15 protein-coding genes are annotated in these 17981 nt (G+C 44.5%); 3 read left to right on the forward strand and 12 right to left on the reverse strand.

Annotated elements, in window-relative coordinates:
- Positions 1-5: 5 nt before the first annotated feature.
- The 11 genes from GSF04_RS10610 to GSF04_RS10660 form a co-directional block, all read right to left on the reverse strand.
- Positions 6-761 carry an alpha/beta fold hydrolase gene (locus GSF04_RS10610; RefSeq protein WP_102056427.1) on the reverse strand — a complete coding sequence of 252 codons (756 nt, stop codon included), beginning with the start codon at positions 759-761 and terminating at the stop codon, positions 6-8.
- Complete coding sequence (locus GSF04_RS10615; RefSeq protein WP_039496059.1) at positions 758-1465, reverse strand: hypothetical protein; 708 nt, start codon at positions 1463-1465, stop codon at positions 758-760. Before GSF04_RS10615 ends, GSF04_RS10610 begins: the two co-directional genes overlap by 4 nt.
- Positions 1462-2193: an SDR family oxidoreductase gene (locus GSF04_RS10620; RefSeq protein WP_039496061.1), complete on the reverse strand. Its 732-nt coding sequence runs from the start codon at positions 2191-2193 to the stop codon at positions 1462-1464. Before GSF04_RS10620 ends, GSF04_RS10615 begins: the two co-directional genes overlap by 4 nt.
- 11 nt (positions 2194-2204) lie before the next feature.
- Positions 2205-2603: a 3-hydroxyacyl-ACP dehydratase FabZ gene (gene fabZ, locus GSF04_RS10625; protein WP_010369411.1), complete on the reverse strand. Its 399-nt coding sequence runs from the start codon at positions 2601-2603 to the stop codon at positions 2205-2207.
- Positions 2600-3715, reverse strand: a complete 1116-nt coding sequence (locus GSF04_RS10630) for an ABC transporter permease (protein ID WP_211859509.1) — start codon at positions 3713-3715, stop codon at positions 2600-2602. Before GSF04_RS10630 ends, fabZ begins: the two co-directional genes overlap by 4 nt.
- The gene (locus GSF04_RS10635) at positions 3708-4475 is read right to left on the reverse strand and encodes an ABC transporter ATP-binding protein (protein WP_010369407.1); all 768 of its coding nucleotides are present in this window, start codon (positions 4473-4475) and stop codon (positions 3708-3710) included. The genes GSF04_RS10630 and GSF04_RS10635 overlap by 8 nt, the downstream gene beginning before the upstream one ends.
- 1 nt (position 4476) lies before the next feature.
- Positions 4477-6660 (reverse strand): beta-ketoacyl-[acyl-carrier-protein] synthase family protein, encoded by a 2184-nt coding sequence (locus tag GSF04_RS10640; protein WP_211859510.1) that lies wholly within the window; start codon positions 6658-6660, stop codon positions 4477-4479.
- The gene (locus GSF04_RS10645; RefSeq protein ID WP_211859511.1) at positions 6653-8149 is read right to left on the reverse strand and encodes an AMP-binding protein; all 1497 of its coding nucleotides are present in this window, start codon (positions 8147-8149) and stop codon (positions 6653-6655) included. Before GSF04_RS10645 ends, GSF04_RS10640 begins: the two co-directional genes overlap by 8 nt.
- Before the next feature lie 34 nt (positions 8150-8183).
- Positions 8184-8477, reverse strand: a complete 294-nt coding sequence (locus GSF04_RS10650; protein WP_010369398.1) for a phosphopantetheine-binding protein — start codon at positions 8475-8477, stop codon at positions 8184-8186.
- A 137-nt stretch (positions 8478-8614) separates the two neighbouring features.
- On the reverse strand, positions 8615-10234 hold the full coding sequence (locus tag GSF04_RS10655; protein WP_010606259.1) for an aromatic amino acid ammonia-lyase: 1620 nt from the start codon (positions 10232-10234) through the stop codon (positions 8615-8617).
- A 650-nt stretch (positions 10235-10884) separates the two neighbouring features.
- Positions 10885-11544 carry a hypothetical protein gene (locus tag GSF04_RS10660; protein ID WP_010606260.1) on the reverse strand — a complete coding sequence of 220 codons (660 nt, stop codon included), beginning with the start codon at positions 11542-11544 and terminating at the stop codon, positions 10885-10887.
- A 280-nt stretch (positions 11545-11824) separates the two neighbouring features.
- Here GSF04_RS10660 and GSF04_RS10665 point away from each other — a divergent pair, with 280 nt between their 5' ends.
- Together GSF04_RS10665 and GSF04_RS10670 are read left to right on the forward strand one after the other, a co-directional pair.
- A complete protein-coding gene (locus GSF04_RS10665; RefSeq protein ID WP_211859512.1) occupies positions 11825-12418 on the forward strand; it encodes an ATP-binding cassette domain-containing protein in 594 nt (197 codons plus the stop codon).
- A 1-nt stretch (position 12419) separates the two neighbouring features.
- Positions 12420-13493 carry a DUF6136 family protein gene (locus GSF04_RS10670; RefSeq protein WP_211859513.1) on the forward strand — a complete coding sequence of 358 codons (1074 nt, stop codon included), beginning with the start codon at positions 12420-12422 and terminating at the stop codon, positions 13491-13493.
- A gap of 9 nt (positions 13494-13502) precedes the next feature.
- Here GSF04_RS10670 and GSF04_RS10675 read toward each other — a convergent pair whose 3' ends face one another.
- Complete coding sequence (locus tag GSF04_RS10675) at positions 13503-15509, reverse strand: winged helix-turn-helix domain-containing protein (protein ID WP_249122473.1); 2007 nt, start codon at positions 15507-15509, stop codon at positions 13503-13505.
- A 150-nt stretch (positions 15510-15659) separates the two neighbouring features.
- Between GSF04_RS10675 and GSF04_RS10680 the strand changes: the two genes are divergently transcribed.
- Positions 15660-17918, forward strand: coding sequence for a DUF5916 domain-containing protein (locus GSF04_RS10680; RefSeq protein ID WP_211859514.1), 2259 nt, complete (start codon positions 15660-15662; stop codon positions 17916-17918).
- The last annotated feature ends 63 nt before the right edge of the window (positions 17919-17981 follow it).

Here is a 17981-nt window from a genome sequence, read left to right on the forward strand (position 1 = left end):
TCGCCTTAACACAACGGCTTTTGCCAGTTTGCTTTTTGGTATTTTGTTTGCTGCAAGCGTGCTAGGTGTCGCGCTACAGCGGCGACAATCACCTCACACGCCAGCGTTGGGCGTTGTTGTAAATACATATGACCGCCATCGACATGATGGTATTGAAAATAGTTCTCGCAGTACTCAGACCAAGCTTGGTGTGACTCAGGCTTAACCAAGTGATCTTGTGTGGCGAGGATCAGTTCGACCGGCATCGTTAACGTGATGTCTGTACTGACGGGTTGCTCGGCTAACATAAAGTCGTCTTTAAACATAGCGGCCACAACCGCTTCTACGTCCTTCGTTAAACGATGTTTAGGCAGCATGTCGAGATGATATAAAGTCGTGAGCAAGTCCGAGTCAGTCAATTTTGAGTACTGGGTAGCCGAGGGAATGCTTGGCGCGCGGCACCCAGATAGACAGAGTAAATCCGGTGTTGTCAGTGCGTGTTTAGCAAGATGATCGGCAAGCTTATAAGCCACCATCCCGCCAAGGCTGTGACCAAAAAACACGCACAGCCGCTCACTACGCGGCTGAAGTTGCGTGCTACTACTTAGATGACTAAGTGCCTCATCCCAGTCCCGTAAAGATTGCATACCTGCTTTAGTACCACGGCCCGGTAAGTCGATGCCGTGGAGTTGCCAATGCGCAGGTAAATGTTTGGCCCATTCCCTAAAAAACAAAGAAGAGCCACCTGCGTGATGGAAACAGTATAAGTCAACCGGCATCATAGTTTGAGCTCCAGCGTTGGTGTGAATGCGATGGATTGACCGGTGAGCATGGTGTTGGTTTTCATAAAGTTGACTAGGTATTCCACCAAGTCTTGATAGCTGTATACCGCAGGTCGTGCACCCAGTACGCCTCCTTTTAGATTGCGCTTTTGGATTCTTGCGGCTTTGCTATCGGTAGCCAGTAGCGGTAACACAAAACTGTTAACTGCCAGCTTGCTACCTTGATACTCGCGTGCGAGCGTCATCATCAATGCATTATGAGCGTGGTTACAGACACTGGCGGTGGCTTCTAACTCGTAATTTAAGGTGTCTGATTGCGTTAAAAAGACGAGGTTTCCACCACTCACTCTGAGGTTGTCGGCGATAACTCTGAGTGCCGCAAATGCGCTTTCTAGACGTGCAATCACTTGCTCGCCAACGGCAATGTCTTCGAGTAGATTGCTTTCATCAAGGCGATTGGCACAATGCAGTACCATCACTTCTTGCTGATTATTATTGAGTTCAAACCAATCTAGTAATGTAGTGGTATTTAACTCCGAGAGGGGAGCGTTAAGGTGGATATGGCTTGCTTCTGGATTATGCGCGAGCACCTCAGCACTTGCATTGATAAGGAGTAACGGATGTTTTTGCGACAGCAAATGGGTAACGAAGTGGCTATCAAACTCACTTGTTGGATAAAGTAAAATAAACGCTTGAGCATTCATACCGCAAGCCCTCCATCCAAACGAAGCACATTTCCCGTTTGGTAGTTAGAGGCGCTAGAAGCGAGATATAGCGTGGCATCAGCAATTTCTTTGACGCTCCCAACACGACCTAGTGCGGTATGCTTAAGCACTGGGTTGATAATGCTTGCGGGGATATCATCAATCATATCAGTTGCAATAAACGTCGGAGCGAGTGCATTACAGTAAATACCACAGTGACCATATTGCCGTGCAATAGTCCGAGTGAGGCCAATAATTGCGCCTTTTGAGGTCGCGTAGTTGGCTTGGCCTTCACGTCCGCTTATTCCGCTTTGCGACACCATGTTGATAATCTTGCCTGCACCTTGCTTAGTCATGACTGGTAATACCGCTTGGCAACACAGCAATGTACCCTTGAAGTTGATATCTAACACGTTATGAAAAGCGTCGTACGACATCTGAGAGAACAAGCTATCATTCGTGATCCCAGCGTTATTCACTAACACATCAACCCGACCTGTGTCGCTTATCGCTTGGCGAATAGCGGAGTTGACGAACTCGCTGTCGGTAATATTGCCGCTTTGTTGAGTGAAGCGAGCTTGATACTCAGGTTTGTGTAACTCCGCGATGGGGGTTTGTGTGCGACAAATACCGTATACTCGAGCACCACCTTGCAAAAAGGCGAGTGCGATGCCTTTGCCTATCCCTTTGGATACGCCAGTCACTACTACTGTCTTTCCAGTAAACACAACCAAGTTCCTTAATCCGTGTAAACAATCGTGAGTTCGGCTTTGGCAACCAACTCATCTTCAACGTGTGCTTGTGCTTTAAAGCGCGCCATCGCACCAAATTCAGTTTCTAGTTTTGCCGTTACTTTAATGATTTCGCCAGGGCGAACAGGACGACTAAATTTGGCTTTTTCTATGGAAGACAGCATGCCCCCTTTGTGCGTGTTGTTGCAGCACAAGCCGCTGATCTGCGCCATGGTCTCAATGATTAACACACCAGGGAAAATAGGCTCATCCGGAAAATGTCCTTGCAGGCCTGGCTCGTTATGCGAGACGAACTTCAATCCAACAATCATCTCTCCTGGAGAGTGTTCGATTATCTTGTCGGCAAACTTAAATGGTGCCTTATGCGGCAAGTTATCGGTGATCATGATTTTTCATCTCCCCAGTCAAAGCAGAAGTAAACGATGAGGAAGAACACCACGCTAGTGACGCCTAAAATAATCAGTTGACGACTTACCGCAGCCAGTTCAACGCCTTGGTTTGCGACTAAGCGCAGTGCATCCAAAAACGCAGTGGTTGGCAGTAACGAAACTATTTCTCGCAGTAGAGTGGGAAAGTTAGCAGTGTCGAAATAAATGCCCGATAAGAACATCAATGGAAAGTAAAGTAAGTTAGCTATCCCTGATGAGACTTCAACCCGTTGGCTACGGGCGCCGACTAACACGCCGAGCATACAGATACAAAATGAACCGAGTGCCATTACCGCAACGATATCCAGCACGTTTCCTTGCAGCGTGTAACCAAATAAAAAGTGAAATGCGACGAACAGAATCAGCATTTGGAACACCAGTAAGAACAAGCGTGCAAGCACGATCCCAATGATATAATCACGGCGTTTGAAAGGAGAAAGGCGTAGACGTTTAAAAAAGCCGTTTTGTCTGTCGGACACTAAGCTGTTGGCAATCGACACCAGTGCTAAACCAAGAACTTGTAACACGATGATCCCAGGGATCAACCAGTCAGTGTAACGATAACCTTTGACGCTAATGACATTGCTCCGCATCTCTTCGCCGTTAGCTTGCGCTTTAAGACGCAATAGATAGTTACGTGCCATTAACGATTCATCGGAGTTATGAGTAGAAAACATAGCGTTGGGGGCAAGGTAAACTTCAGGGCTCACCTCATTTTGCAGCTTACGTAGCACTGAGTCTGGTGAGCTGATCACCTCCGCCAGCTGAGCAGAAGCAAAGCTGTCTTCCAGCACAATTGAATCGGTTTGTGAGAGGCGGGTAACGGTAACGAGTGGATCTTCCTCCATCGCTTTAAGCCATTTCTGTTCAATTTGCTCGCCATGCATCACCACCACATTCATAGGAGACATTTTTGGTCCACCGGAGAAGGCTTGGATCAACAATAGGGCGATGAAAATAGGTAAACCGAATGTCCATAGCAATACCGCTTTATCACGGAAAAAAGGTCGAATATTGACCATCATTAATTGCCAAAATGGATATAACTTAGTTTGACTTAACTCAGGCATAACTTTCCCTCTCCATCGTGGAACCTGTGAGTTTCAAAAATACGTCGTTGAGTGTGGCTTTTCTGGGTTCTTTAATCACCGGAGTCTCAAAGGTGCGATTAATAATGTCGCTTGGCGCGCCTGACTCTATGATTTGACCTGAATTAATGATGGCTAAGTTGTCGCATAAGAACTCTGCCTCATCCATGTAGTGCGTCGTTAACATCACACAGGTACCGGCTTCTTTGAGGTCTTTAATGATGTGCCAAAACTCTTGGCGACTCGTGGGGTCAAGTCCCGTAGTTGGCTCATCTAAAAACACCAACTTGGGCTGGCCAACCACTGCCATCGCCAAAAATACGCGTTGCTTTTGTCCACCACTGAGTTCGCTTAGCCAAGCGTCCTTTTTCTCGCTTAAATTGAAGCGCTCAAGCAGCGTATCAATTGGCGTGTAGCTTGGGTAAAAGCTGGCAAATAGCTCGACGCACTCTTTTACTTTGAGTTTTTCGTAGAGGTTATTGTGTTGCATCACGCCACCCATAAGGCTGCGAAGTTTGGTTTCGTGTTGCTTCCAATTAAGACCAAATAACGTCACTTCACCTGACGTTGCACTACGCAAGCCCTGAAGTATTTCCAACGTCGTAGTTTTTCCGGCGCCATTGGGCCCAAGGAGTCCAAAACATTCGCCTTCGCTAACGCTAAAAGAGACGTCATCGACGGCAACTTTTCGTGTTCTTTTGTAGACCTTCCTTAAGTTCTTCACTTCGATCACGGTCGTCATCTTATTTCCTTACTGTTCGTAAAATACATCCCGTCATACTTCCCGCGAGATTAACGCTTAGGAGTAGGGTTTGATCTAACTCGGTATCACCAACTGGGGTGTTGAGTGCATGCATTAGCGCACGCACTGCTAATTCTGTACTGTGTAGAGGCGTGGTTTGTGGTTGATATTTTATAAGTTGAGCCTGTGGTAAATGGCTGTCCAAGCTTGCTGCAATGGTGGCAAACGCTTCGTCGTGATGAGTACTTAACACGACATTGCCCACTTGGCTTAGCTTCCTAGCATTGCTTGCCAATAATCTGTCTAGTGCTTGATGTTCCTGCGCATCATTGATTTGAATAAAATCAATGAGCTCTGCGAGAGGTTGGTAGCCTGCCGGTAACACCTCGCTGGTTGCCAAGAGCGCCGCACTGGAAAAATGACCGATATCTGCTTGGAATTGATGTGCAGCCCAGACCTGCTGCGAGAGTGCTGTGTCGTCTTGCGAGCTACATACCATCGCATATCGACTTCGACCTTCACGCATATCAAGAGTTGCGCTCCAAAGCGCATGTAGAAAGTCATTGCCTAAATCACTCACACAAGTGGCCGAGTTTTTAAAGCCGAAGCCGAGTGCCAGTTGCCCTAATGTGGCATTGACGACGGTATTGGGGAAATGCGTACTTTTTAGCTCTGCAATGCCATCTTGAAATGATGCGAGGTTTTTATCTAAGGTTTCCAGCGAGCCAATGGGATTAGCATAGTAGGCTGCGAATTCTGGCAGTGGTAATTGTGCTAAATTGAGATCGCTGTCTTGTAAGGTAAATTGGCAGGCACCTAAGGCAAATTGTGCAACACACGGTGTACGGCGCTGGAAAAGTGCGGGAAACTGCTGTTTTAAGTTAAATTCAGCAAAGTGGTCGGTGCTATTTTGTCGAGCATTGTATACTTCAGTATCAGACAGGCTGGTGGCAGCAAGTAGATACACCGGTTTTGACGCCGTGTTAATCGACGTTTTCTGATGTTTACTGAGTAGCATGCTGGTGTTGTGGCCACCAAATGCTGAGTTAGTCACCGCAAAAACATCAACAACCTGAGGTCTGGCCTGATTGGTCACTAATTGATACGCATGGCAACACGACCTTATTGAGTCGACCCCCAGTGTTGCTGGTAGAAGTCCTTCATCCTGGCTGACCAAAGTTGAAATAAGTTCTACGGCACCAGCGGCACCAAGGGTATGACCAAAGTAAGATTTACTACTTGAAACCGAGACGTCGCGCATGGCCTGTTCACCAATGGCTGATTGGATCCCTTTTAGCTCTGCGCCATCATTTGCTGGCGTACCAGTCCCGTGGCTGTTGATATATTCAATATCACTTGCTACAACGGGCGCATAGGACAATGTCTGCGTAAAAGCACGGCGTACACCATCGCCCTCGGGGTTAGGCGCTGTAGCGTGGTGAGCATCTAAGCTCGACCCTGTCGCGAGCAATTGATATCGCAGCGTTGCGTTACGCTGATTGGCATGTGTTTGCGATTCAAAGACTAAAAAACCTGCGCCTTCACCTAAACTTAATCCCATTTTTTCGCTGTACGGAGCACAAGGCTCAGGACTCAAGGACTGTACCGACTGAAAGCCGCCGTAAACCAGCTCGCTCAGGGCATCCGCACCGCCAGCAATGACGACATCTGCTTGGTCGTTTTCGATGAGTTGTTTAGCAAAAGCAATGGCACTGCTACTTGCGGTACAGGCCGAGGTGAAAGTCATTACAGGGCCCTGAATACCGAAGTGGCGGCTGACATCGGTTGCAATTTGATGTGGTGGATAAAACTTAAACCCCAGTTGATGCTGACCTTTAAGGCTCTCCATCAATGAAAACATACCGCAGTTTGCATTACCGAGAATAAATGCCACACGGGTACTGTCCATCTGATTTAAGGCTAAATTTGCATGTTCAAGTGCTTCTGTAACGGCATGGATAGCGTATTGGCTCGCCAGATCCATATCAAAATGTTCTGCGCTGTGATTCTCGTAGTTGATAGCGAGCGCCCCAACATTGTGTGTTAGTCCCTGTGTGTCGAAACGATTAATGCGGTCAATACCAGTGCGGTTTTCCTTGATGCTAGTTAGCAGCATTTGGCGATTTTCGCCTGCTGCACAGAGCACACCATAACCAGTAATGAAAGTTTGTTGTTTATTATTCATGTACGCATTCCTGTAGTGCCGAGAGGGTGATTTTGCCGAGCTCGTTTTCTGGAAATTGCGCCAAAAAATGAACCTGCGGCGTGGGTAAATCTTTAAACCAACTTCTGATGTCCTGAAGTGTAGGGATGCAAGATAGTCCTTCGACAAAGGCGACCAGCTCGCCCCCTTTATTATTGTTATTGTCCTCGATAAAAAACACGCGATGGCGAAGTCCCACAAAGCGTTCTTGGAGGATTTTTTCTATACTTTGTAGCGAGTAGCGTTTACCTGCATATTTAAATATTTGGTCTGCGCGCCCACCGTGTGTGAATTGGTTTTCATTGCTGAAAATCAGCTTATCTTTGAGCTCAAACTCATCACAATTAGCCACTAAAAACGGTGATCTCAACATGGTTTTGTGTTCGCCATTTTGATAAATATCGACCGCAGTGAACTTAGTAAAGTGCGTTTCGTTGTTGCCTAATGGACGATAGCCGATACCGCCGGTCTCAGTGCTTCCTAGTACCTCAAAAGCTTGTATTGAAAGTGATAGGTAAGAAATAAGGTCGGCAAGTTTTTGCTCTTTCTCACCCTTGAATGGTGCACCTGAGCTTATTAAGTAACAGTGGTTTTGATTTAACTGATCGGCCACAAAGTCAAACATAGTTGGCGTTAAGATCACACCTACCTGTTTGTCTTTTACAGGTTGTAAATCCGGTGTTGAACCGAGTTCATAACACACCGGTTTGCCAAGCTGCAGAGGGAGCATAAATGCCCAAATAAAGCCGAACATGTGGCGGATATCAACGCAAGCACAAAAATAATCTACTGCGTCAAACGAGAAAGTGTCAGCAAAGGTGACGGCTTCTGCATGGAGTGAGGCGATGGACTTATGCCAAGTTTGTGGCTTGCCTGTGCTGCCTGACGTTTCAAAGCCAATTGTCTTATCGCTATGCTGTTGTAAAAATGCCGTCATGGAATGAAACGGAACTTCTACCTCTTGATTGGCAAGCGTGAGCTCTCGCCAGCTAAACGCATTGGCGTTCGCGGCCGCATTAGCACTTAATACCGGAGTGATATTGTGTGCTAATAACACCATAGTGCTCACAATGATATCGCAGGGCGTGCTGTCTTTGATAAGGCGAGCCTGACCGTTGATCTCACACTCTAGACTACGCTGTATCAGTGCTAGTAAATCGGTCTCGTTGAGAGAGGTGACTTGATCTGCCCAAGTCTCCAAGGGTGTTGCTTGTTTTTGTTGCGTTAAGTTTAACGCTATTTGGCGTGTTAGTGTCGCCAAAGTTACAGTGCTCAATTCGCCCAAGTCTTTTAATTGGAACGCTTTTTTACATGCAGCAGATAACTGCATAAGGTCGACCGAGTCGAGAAACAGTGGCGCCTCAATTAAATTGGCGTCGTCACTTAGTACGTCTAGTTGTTCTTTATCTACTTCTAACTCAGCTTCAATCAGTTGCATGAGTGTTGAACGAATGGCACTGTATGTTTGCATGGTGTCCTTCCAAGCGAAAATGGTTACGGTCAGATCAACAAGCTTCAGCTGTTGTTTGTGCTTCAACTTGTTCGTGAACAAAGCTAGCTAAGGTACTGACGTTTTTCATTTTTTCTTGAATGGTTTGTTCTGGGTAATCTTTGAACTTAAGGTTGTATTTTTTCTCGATAGATACCACAAGATCGAGCACCTCGATGCTGTCTAGATCTAGACCGTCACCGATAAGTTGAGCATCATCTTCGATTTCATCAATGCTATCTACCACTTCTAAATTGTCGACAATGATGTCTTGTTTAATAAATTGTGTTATTGATTCTAAGCTACTCATTTTTATATCCTTTTTAGTTTCTCTGGTGTGTAGTTTACGTCTCATTAGCGGTTTTTGAGCAACAACAAGCCCTAGCTGGCGGCAGTGAAGCTGCCAGCTATAGCGTTATCGTCATCTCAAAAATGACTTAGAGAGGGTTACTGCTCATTAAACAGGGCGTTAACCATATTGTTGATTTCGACATCCATCGGCCTATCTTCAATGACTGGTTGGAAGTTGCTGCTAATTTCGTCGAAAAACTCGCGAGAAAGTGCGTTGAGTTTCTCTGCTTTCGCATCTTTCCCGTCAACATAAAATGCCTGGCGGATCGCCATTGCCTGAATAGCAATAACTGGCTTAATGAGATCTGTAATACGACGAAGGTCACGTGCGGCGATAGTGCCCATGCTGACGATGTCTTGGTTAAGTGCTTCTGTTGTGCGTGAAAATACTGACATAGGGCCTGCATTTTTAAGTGCTTCTGCAACAAGAGAAGAAGAGGTAATTTGCATTGCTTTGAAACCGTGGTGTACCCAAGCTTTGTCGCCAAGATCTTCACGCGCAACCAAGTTGTTAGAAATTCCACCGTTAAGGCGATCATCAACCAAAATGCCTAATTCACGCTCTAGTAACGCGCCCATGTTTGCAACGAGTGGCTTGAGGGTGTCGCACACCGCTGCAACGTGACCACCGTAGAAGTGACCCGCGTTGAGGATAAGGTCGTTCTCATCATCAAATAGTGGGTTATCGTTCACTGAGTTAATTTCAGTCGTTAGGATCTGTGATGCCCACATCTCAGCATCAATTAATGGACCTAACACTTGCGGAGAGCAGCGAATTGAATAGCTATCTTGTAACCTGAACGTTTCTTGCTTGCCAAACTCAATGTTGTCATCGGTTCGGTTTCTGCGACCTAAACGCTGATCGACGTTAGTTAAGCGCTCTAGAATTTTCTCTGCGCAGATCTGCTGTCCGCGGTGTGGTTTAAGTTCGTGTACGCGTTTATGGAATGGCGATGCACGACCTTCGATAAGTTCGACATAAAGCGCGATCAGTTTGCAGCTTAAATCAATGCCGCGGCGGATGTCTTTTAGCGCATTCGTGGCGATGGCAGACATAACCGAAGTACCATTCATGATAGCTAAACCTTCTTTCGGCTTTAGCTTGTATGGCGCAATGTTTAGCTCTTCTAATACTTCAGCGGTTTCACGCAGTTGTCCTTGATAGTACACCTTACGCTTACCACCAAGTGCGGCACCGACATAAGAAAGTGGTGTTAAGTCGCCGCTCGCACCTACTGAACCCATAGAAGGGATAGCCGGGATGATGCGGTTGTTTAGGAAGGTTTCCATCTGCGCCAGCAATTCCCAACTAACGCCTGAAAAGCCTTTGGCATTACAGTTCATACGGATCAATAAAGTCGCGGCACAATCAGACTCTGAAAGGTAGTCACCAACGCCACAGCCATGATAAGCAATGAGGTTTTGTTGTAATTCTTCAGAGAGAGAAGTCGAAATACGGTTACTTGCTGAGTTACCAAAACCAGTCGTCACGCCGTATATATCTTCTTGATTTGCTAATTTATTGTCCAGGTATTGACGGTTTTGCTCGATTCTAGCTTTTAGTGCCAACTCGTCCAATTTTACTTTGGATAAGGGCTGAGCTGCGTAATCTTGCACTGACTCCAGAGAAAGTGATTGATCTTGCGAGATGAAAACAATACTACCGAGCTTTTTCTCGACCTGAATTGCTTCCTTTTCTGTGTTGTACTGGTTCATGACTTTCCTACTCTGACTAAAATAATGAATCCGATTGTGATTTTCACAATGCTTATATTTTTGTATGACGGGAAACTGTTTAGAAAACCCAATCATACTTGTTAGAGGCGAGTACTACTTAACCAACGTCCCGTGTGTGCCAATCCGTTAACTTGGTCGGCTTTGTCGCGATACTATTGTCGCTATCTTTGTTACAAGATTATTTTATTTGTAAATAAAAAATATTAAATGTGATTTTTTGATTGTTGTGTTTTAAGAACGGCGGCTAGGTTAAGCCCGAGTTTTCAGGGTGTCAACACGAAAAATTTGACATTTTAATGTTAATTAAATCTAACGTTAACATAATTGAAATGTTATAAAATGATTGCAATATGGAGTTGTTAATAGCTATTTTTTATCTCTATGAGATATAAAGAATTAATTGATTTTTAAAGCTAAAACTCTATTTTTATTGCGCGTGGAAAGTTTAATAAAACTGACTTATGACAAATGTCACTATTTTGTATGGTCGGATCTGAAAATGAATAGAATTGACTTATTTCGGCAGAAAGTTGAATTTTTTGTGAATAAAAAATGCGTTATAAATATAAATCTAGACGGCTAACCGTTGAGGTTGCCGGAATATCGGCAGCCTCAAAAGCGATGATTAATTAGTATTCTAAAACGGTGCTCATTAATCCAGTTTCACCGACGACGAGTAAGTAAGAGCGGTCTAGTGATGCATTGCAAAGACTTATAACCTCATCACCCATCATAATATCTTGATTACAGTCATCCACTTGATACCAGCTACTGACTTCTCCTTTATCAAATTCAACGTCTGAACCGTTAATATTTAATGTCATTGTTTTGGAAGCTAATACTCGTACGGTAAATTTATTATCGTGATCATCTTTAGACTTTCTAACCACCTTTATATCTAAGGTATCGTTGCTATCCTGCATTACAACAAAGTGATAATCTCGGTCATTACTTACCTTAATTTTTTCTTGTTCTACCATGCCAAGCTTGTTGACTGACTCAGCATAAAAACTGATTTCACGGTTGGTGTTATGTTCGTGTGTTATGCGTACGGGTTCTGAACCGGAAGCTAGTACTTTGACGCGATATTTATCGTCAGCGACATTTCGTTCATCACCGTCTAGCTCAGTGTTAGCAAGGTGAAATGCAATTTCATAATCGGTGGCATTAACCAAGTTATATTGGTTTTTATAGATGTCAGAACCGAAGTTAGCGGTCTCGACATCTTCAGACGAACATGCAACCGCTAATAGGGATAGGGTGGCTGCAGTTAGGATACGAAAGTTCATAGTTGATCTCCTTTATCAATATTTTGAACATAGGTCGTTATTCAAGCGATTTCGGAGCAAGAGTATAGGATGGAAAAATGAAAGGTTACTTAATGATGTTTATAAGATGTTAAAAAATGTAGTGTGTAAGGCTTTGTTACAAAATAAGGTACGTAAAATACGCCATTTTACTTTCTAACTAGGTGATAAATATTAGCTTTTGTAATAAGTTAAGTTTTATGACAACTACATTTTTAAACATAAATATAAATCTCTATTTGGATTTATAGTGTAGAGCAAAATGATAACGATAAAATCTCTAAGTAAAAGCTTCTCCAAAGAGGTACTGTTTGACAATTATTCACAACAGTTTGACCATAATAGGATTTGTTTAGCGGCACCGAATGGCGTAGGGAAAACCACCTTACTGAGTATGATTGCTGGACTTGATGATGCGTTCAATGGCGACATTCTTTTACAAGACAAGAAAATCGATAAACGCCAAACACTTGTTGCACTTGCGTCAGACAACATTCCATTTCCTGCTTTTTTGCGTGCAAAAGAGTTATTAACTCTCACATCAACCGCATGGCAATGTGATTTTCCTTCTCAGCTGGTAAACGACTTTCAGTTTGAAACCTTTTTAATGACGCGCTATGCGGATCTCTCCTCTGGTAACAAAAAGAAGCTTCAGCTTATTAATGCCTTGATGCGTAATACCCCTTATTTATTGCTCGATGAGCCTACTGCGGCTTTGGACGCGGCAGGCTGCGAGTATATCGTTGAGCTCGCGCAAAACTACGCTGGCATGGTGCTGATGACAAGTCATGAGCCTGAACCTTTTTTACAAGTTGGATTTCATTCTGTTCCCTTAACATCAAAGCAGGGTAGTTAATATGCTTTATTACTATCGTTACAGAAAGGCATCACTTTCCCTATCGCTGCAAGCGATAGGCCAGCAACTTCAGCAATTTGGCTTGATGATAGCTGCATTGTTTCAAGTTTATCTGTTAGGTTTTATCGCAATACTATTTATGGGTATAGGTAAAATTGTAGAAAGTGATAATCCCATTGCACAGGTACAAATTGCATGGGGATTACTTGCGGCGCAAAGCTTTATTCTATTTGTGTTTCGAGATGCGGTTTTGGACAAAGCGCACAGAAGTTACCATCACACGATCCTCCATCGTGCCATCCATCAAAAAGTGGCGGATGGGTTGTCCGTACTGGTTGTTCATCCCTTATTATTGATGACGCTAATTCTCTGCTACTCGATTGGAATTGAGAAAATCACGCAAGCGTGGCACTTACTGTTTTTTGCGGTGACGCAATTCTTCATTGCCCTTTGTTTTATTTATCGACCCTTGGGGACCAGTATTGGGTTATTGATAACAGCTATTATCAGTTTTGCTGTTGTCGAAATTACTTGGTATTTGATTGCTGTAAACCTAATAGTGTTTGGCTGTGCTGCTTTGCTACCGCGTAAAGTGACGTTATCGGTAATGGTTAAAGGGTTGACGACATTTTGGCTGAGCTTTGCTTACAACCACTATTTTGTGTTGCTTTGGCGCATTGTGATGAGTGTGTTGGTGCTATGGTTTGGCGCGATCTTAAGTGCAGAGCGCCCCGATCTGATGGCAAATTACGTTCCAGGTCTGGTGACTTTAAATCTATTATGGTGGTCGAGTCTTGCCATTGATCTCAAACCTGAAGTCTACGACCGCACTGCATATTGGTTGAGTATAGATAAGCTGCAATCGGCAAAGCAGAGTATCTGGATTATTGTGCTGACGGCTGCCGTCTGTTTTTCAGTGCCTGTCTATATGTTATTAGGACTGAGTGCGGTGAGCCTATTACCTTATGTCTTTCTACCACTTTTAGTGTTAAGTGCATTAAAAAGTCCACAGCATTTAGCTATGACTTGGCTCAGCACCTTAGTGCTGAGCTATACCACGTATGTACTTTTGTAACGATAATCGTTAGTTAGCCGCTTCAGGTAGGCGAGTCAGTTTCTTGATATCGCCTTCTACACTTTCCATTTTTGCTATGAGTAAATCCCCAAGCGCGTCGATATCGTAGTGCCAAATCAAGTGGCCGACTTTTTTAAGCGTAGGGTTTTGCTCTGGCATCAAGGTGAGTTGCCAAATGTAGTCCTCTTTTGACCAAGCGGATTGCCAGTAGATGTCGTTGCCGCGAATTCTTAAGTTACTAAATTGATTGGTTTGCTTTTGACTTAGCGCATATTTATTTAACGCTTCAGAGTCGCTTTCGAAGAGCGTCTCGTACTCCAGCAGTAGGTTTTGTTGTAGCACAAACCAAGTTTGTCTCTCGGGGTGATAAAAGACAAAGTCAGCTGTACTGTCATGGCTGCTGATAAGTGCCCCAGACAAGCTGTATTGGTTTAATGTTTCGCCGTCATAAGCCCATAGTGTTTGCTCATCTATCCAGCCCATGCTTTTGACGGGCTGACTCAGCTGTGAATTGAACTGGGTGAGTGGGCGTTTTCGGTCGTATATCACTAAATCGTTATCACGGTTTGAGGCCAAATAGCTCAGCTCTGGACTCCATACTAAAAAACCAACGTACTCATGCCCCTGATGAAAGGAAAGCTGACTGATTTTATCATCGCGATATAGATACACCTCGCATACGCCGCTGCGTCTCGACATAAATGCCGTTTCTCCCAAGCTGTTGGTCAGTGGTAAATAATCGATGCTTGAGCTTGAAAATAAGGGGAGATCGTCTCGGTCTTTGATATTAACTTGAAAGCTCTCCAATGCCGCGAATATATCGCCGCGATTATCGCTTGAGAAGCTCGTGTATAAGCCAATTTCCGTTTCTTTGATGGCTTGACTGTCACCGTCTCTAAAGTGTCGCGATAGGCTGCCATATTGACTCGCAATCACGGCTTGATGATAAACATCAAACGCAACGGAAGTGACTGGAGCTGACCACTTCAGATGTACCGTGCCATCAAGCGTTTGTAGCCTTGCTAACCCTTGTTTATCTTGAACCAAATAAAAGGTTTTGTCTTGCCACGCTCGAAGGGCCATTTTTAACTGTTCATTGGCTGCCAAAGCAAGTGGCAGCTTAACCATTTGATGGGACTCAAGTCGGTAAAGGTGTGCTGCTTTGGCATTATATTGGCCGAACGTTAAGATAAGCTCTTTGTCACTTTTCCAAACTGGTTTAGTACCAACTTGGCACGGAAGAGTTTGCGAGCTATGGAAAAATTGCCCTGCGGCAGTCATAACATGAAGTTGGCAGCCACTACCTTGATATTGCCAAAAAGCCAGTTTGTCTGAGTCGGGGCTCCAACTTGGAAAACTGATCCGCGAATCAAAGCGGTGTTCATTTAATTGAAAGCCTTGTTTGTTGGCAATAATAAGGTGGGTAAAGTCTTTTACATAGGCGATGAGATCTTTGCTTTGGTGGGCATCAACGTCAAATTCAAGGCCAAGCTCATGACTGAGGCTCGAGGTTTCGTAGCGTGATGGTGTTTTTTCAGTCGGTGCTTGATTAAAAAAGGCGATTGCGCCAAAGCATAACACTGCCATTGCGACGGCACTGAGTGAAAAAATACGGGACTTGGCGATTGCTTTGACTGGTTTTGTCGTATGACGAGGCGCTATTTCATGCCTTTCTAGTGGCGCGATGAAGCGATAGCCCCGCTTTGGAATGGTTTTGATGTAAATTGGGTTTTTAGGGTCGTCCCCGAGCACTTTTCGCAGTTTAGTCAGAAGCTGATAAAGGCTATTGGGTTCGACAACCGCGTGTTGCCACAGCTGCTCGGTAAGCCAATATTTCTCTAGCACTTCGTTATGATGCTCAATAAAAAGCGCGAGTAATCTTGCCATTTGTGGCTCAAGTTTTACGGTTTCTTGGCTTTGCCTATGTGTTAGGCAATCTTGCTGGAGATCAAACTGCCAATGTCCAAAACAAACCATCTCTACTTCCTGTGCCTGCACGCCGAGTACCAATTTCAATAATCAAAACCAATTGTTCCCATAACGTTAGCGTTTCTTAAGATTAAGTCAATGTTTATAAAGGTTAAGTCAGCTTTCTTCAGAAAAAGTTAAGAACTTTTTACGGCAAAGTTTGTTGCAATAGCAGGCATAACTCTGAGGAAAGTATGTATGAATAAAAGCAATAAATTTTGGCTCGGTTTAAGTTATCCCATGATGGCAGGCGCTGCACTTGCGGAACCTATCGTGGTTGATGGTAAGTTGAATGAAGCGCAGTGGGGTTCTGCCACGCACTTTGAACAATTTGTTCAGGTTGTGCCTGTAACTTTGGCATCTGCTAATGACAAAATTACCGCAAAAGCCTTTGCAACCGCCGACGGCGTTTATATTGGTATTAAAAACTTTCAGAATAAAGCCGAGCGCAAGCGACAATTCAATATCCATGACCGTTTTATGCAAGCTGACTTCAATCGGGTAGTTGTGGACTTTTCAGGCGACGGTAGTAGTGCATATCAATTTTCGGTGACATTAGGTGGCGGCTCGCAAGATGGTGTTGTAACCCCAAGCTTAAACGTGGATTACGATTGGGATGGGGATTGGCACTATGCCAATCATATTGACGATACGTATTGGACCACGGAATTATTGATCCCTTGGCATACCGTGTCGTTTCAGCCAGGAGATGAGCAGGGGCTTACAAAGATTGGCGTTTCGGTACAGTTGTATGAACTTAAAAGTAATTTTATCTATGCAAACCATGAGGATACAACAGCAAATAGCGATTTCTTCCTGACTATGCCAAAGATCGCAGCACAGATCCCCGCACATTCTCAATTGGCATTTGTGCCTTACTTTGCGCATCAGGCTCAATTTGCACCTCTAAGCACTTCGCCTTCCGAGCGCCAGCATCAGTCCGATGTTGGCTTTGATTTGTTTTACAAGCCTTCTCATCATCAGAAGGTGAGTCTTGCCGTGAATCCTGACTTTGGTCAGGTGGATATCGATGATGTTGACGTGAATTATTCAGCCGTAGAAACGCTTCGCACCGATAAACGTCCATTTTTCACCCAAGATATCAGCCTTTTTGAAGTTGCTGCACTTGAGAGCACTAAGCTTATTCATACTCGTCGTATAGGGGCATCAAGTGATGATGGTGCACGTGCAATCACTCCCATAGATGCGGCGCTACGATTTGTACATAAAGGAAAGTCGGTGCAATTTGGTACTTTTGCTGTGTCCGAGTCGGACTTTTCGGACGATATTGGTAAACAGTTTTTTGCAGCAAGAGCTAATTATCGCACGCAAGATTGGCAGGCCGGTGTACTTGCGACCAAAACAGACCGACCGTTTCTTGAGCGCGATGCCATGAGTTATGCCCTTGATGGACAGTATCGTAGTGATACTTGGTCTTTCAAAGGCGCGCTATTACAAACTGAGGTAGAAACACAAAAGCAAAGTGTTACAGGTCAAGGTGTATCGCTAGACGCGGAGTATCAACTTTCTTTACAGACGAAGTTCGCTGCGCGCTATTTTGCTGTGGATGACGAATTTGATAACCGTGATCTCGGCTATATGAAACGCAATGACTGGCAGGTGAGCGAGCTTTATGGTGAATACTCGATGCACCCAAAAGACAGCTGGTTTACCAGATTAAAGCAGTCACTCACACTGAGGCATGAGCAAAATAATGCTGGAACAGGTTTAGCGGCCAGACAAGCATATTTAGCGCAGTTTTTGTTGGCAAATGGTGGTCAGCTCAACCTCGGGCTAGATTATTACACTAGCGGTAAACAAGACAACTTAGGGCGAGGCACTGAGGTGTTTGAGGTGCCCAGCCGTGTGGAGTCTCGAGTATTTTATCAAAGCCCTTATGTGGGAGATTTTTCTTGGGCAGCAAGTATAGAGCTTGACCAAGAAGGAATATCAGGCTCAGCACAGCAATACGCTGTGGATTTGACGTGGATGCCACATTACAACTGGAACCTTAAGTTGAGTAATTTCTTTAGAAGTGGTGATGGCTGGCTGATGGCGAACGGGCAAAACCGCTTGAGTGAATACGACAGAGATGAGTTTTCCAATAAGTTGGAATTTAATGGCCGGATCACCGACAACCTTGAACTCAGTGGTTCGTTACAGTGGACGATACTTGAAGCGCAAAGTAAGACGATTTATCAAATTACCAATGGCGAGCTTCGCGAAATTCATGGTGACACCAGTTTTGACGACAGGCGCTTAGCAAGCCAGCTAAAACTGCGTTATCGCATGGGTGCATATTCAGATATTTTTTTAGTGTATCAACGAGGAGGTGCAAACTTTTCGACACTTGAAAAGTCGCAGGTCGGGCGAAGAGACTGGTTTGGGAGTGTCGCCGATTTATGGCAACAACCAGTGCAAGACTTAGTGACGTTTAAGGTGCGATATTTATTTTAAATCACTAGAGCTGTGTTCCCCCGGCTCTAATCTGCCAAGAAAAAAGGTCAGAAAATTCTGACC

Origin of the sequence: Pseudoalteromonas sp. A22 (genome assembly GCF_018141345.1) — a bacterium.
Classification (GTDB): Bacteria; Pseudomonadota; Gammaproteobacteria; order Enterobacterales; family Alteromonadaceae; genus Pseudoalteromonas; species Pseudoalteromonas maricaloris.

What these genes read in the sequence shown, in the direction of transcription:
- GSF04_RS10610 (WP_102056427.1), bottom strand. Translation starts at nt 761, where the DNA reads ATGATGCCGGTTGACTTATACTGTTTCCATCACGCAGGTGGCTCTTCT.
- GSF04_RS10615 (WP_039496059.1), bottom strand. Translation starts at nt 1,465, where the DNA reads ATGAATGCTCAAGCGTTTATTTTACTTTATCCAACAAGTGAGTTTGAT.
- fabZ (WP_010369411.1), bottom strand. Translation starts at nt 2,603, where the DNA reads ATGATCACCGATAACTTGCCGCATAAGGCACCATTTAAGTTTGCCGAC.
- GSF04_RS10630 (WP_211859509.1), bottom strand. Translation starts at nt 3,715, where the DNA reads ATGCCTGAGTTAAGTCAAACTAAGTTATATCCATTTTGGCAATTAATG.
- GSF04_RS10635 (WP_010369407.1), bottom strand. Translation starts at nt 4,475, where the DNA reads ATGACGACCGTGATCGAAGTGAAGAACTTAAGGAAGGTCTACAAAAGA.
- GSF04_RS10640 (WP_211859510.1), bottom strand. Translation starts at nt 6,660, where the DNA reads ATGAATAATAAACAACAAACTTTCATTACTGGTTATGGTGTGCTCTGT.
- GSF04_RS10645 (WP_211859511.1), bottom strand. Translation starts at nt 8,149, where the DNA reads ATGCAAACATACAGTGCCATTCGTTCAACACTCATGCAACTGATTGAA.
- GSF04_RS10650 (WP_010369398.1), bottom strand. Translation starts at nt 8,477, where the DNA reads ATGAGTAGCTTAGAATCAATAACACAATTTATTAAACAAGACATCATT.
- GSF04_RS10655 (WP_010606259.1), bottom strand. Translation starts at nt 10,234, where the DNA reads ATGAACCAGTACAACACAGAAAAGGAAGCAATTCAGGTCGAGAAAAAG.
- GSF04_RS10660 (WP_010606260.1), bottom strand. Translation starts at nt 11,544, where the DNA reads ATGAACTTTCGTATCCTAACTGCAGCCACCCTATCCCTATTAGCGGTT.
- GSF04_RS10665 (WP_211859512.1), top strand. Translation starts at nt 11,825, where the DNA reads ATGATAACGATAAAATCTCTAAGTAAAAGCTTCTCCAAAGAGGTACTG.
- GSF04_RS10670 (WP_211859513.1), top strand. Translation starts at nt 12,420, where the DNA reads ATGCTTTATTACTATCGTTACAGAAAGGCATCACTTTCCCTATCGCTG.
- GSF04_RS10680 (WP_211859514.1), top strand. Translation starts at nt 15,660, where the DNA reads ATGAATAAAAGCAATAAATTTTGGCTCGGTTTAAGTTATCCCATGATG.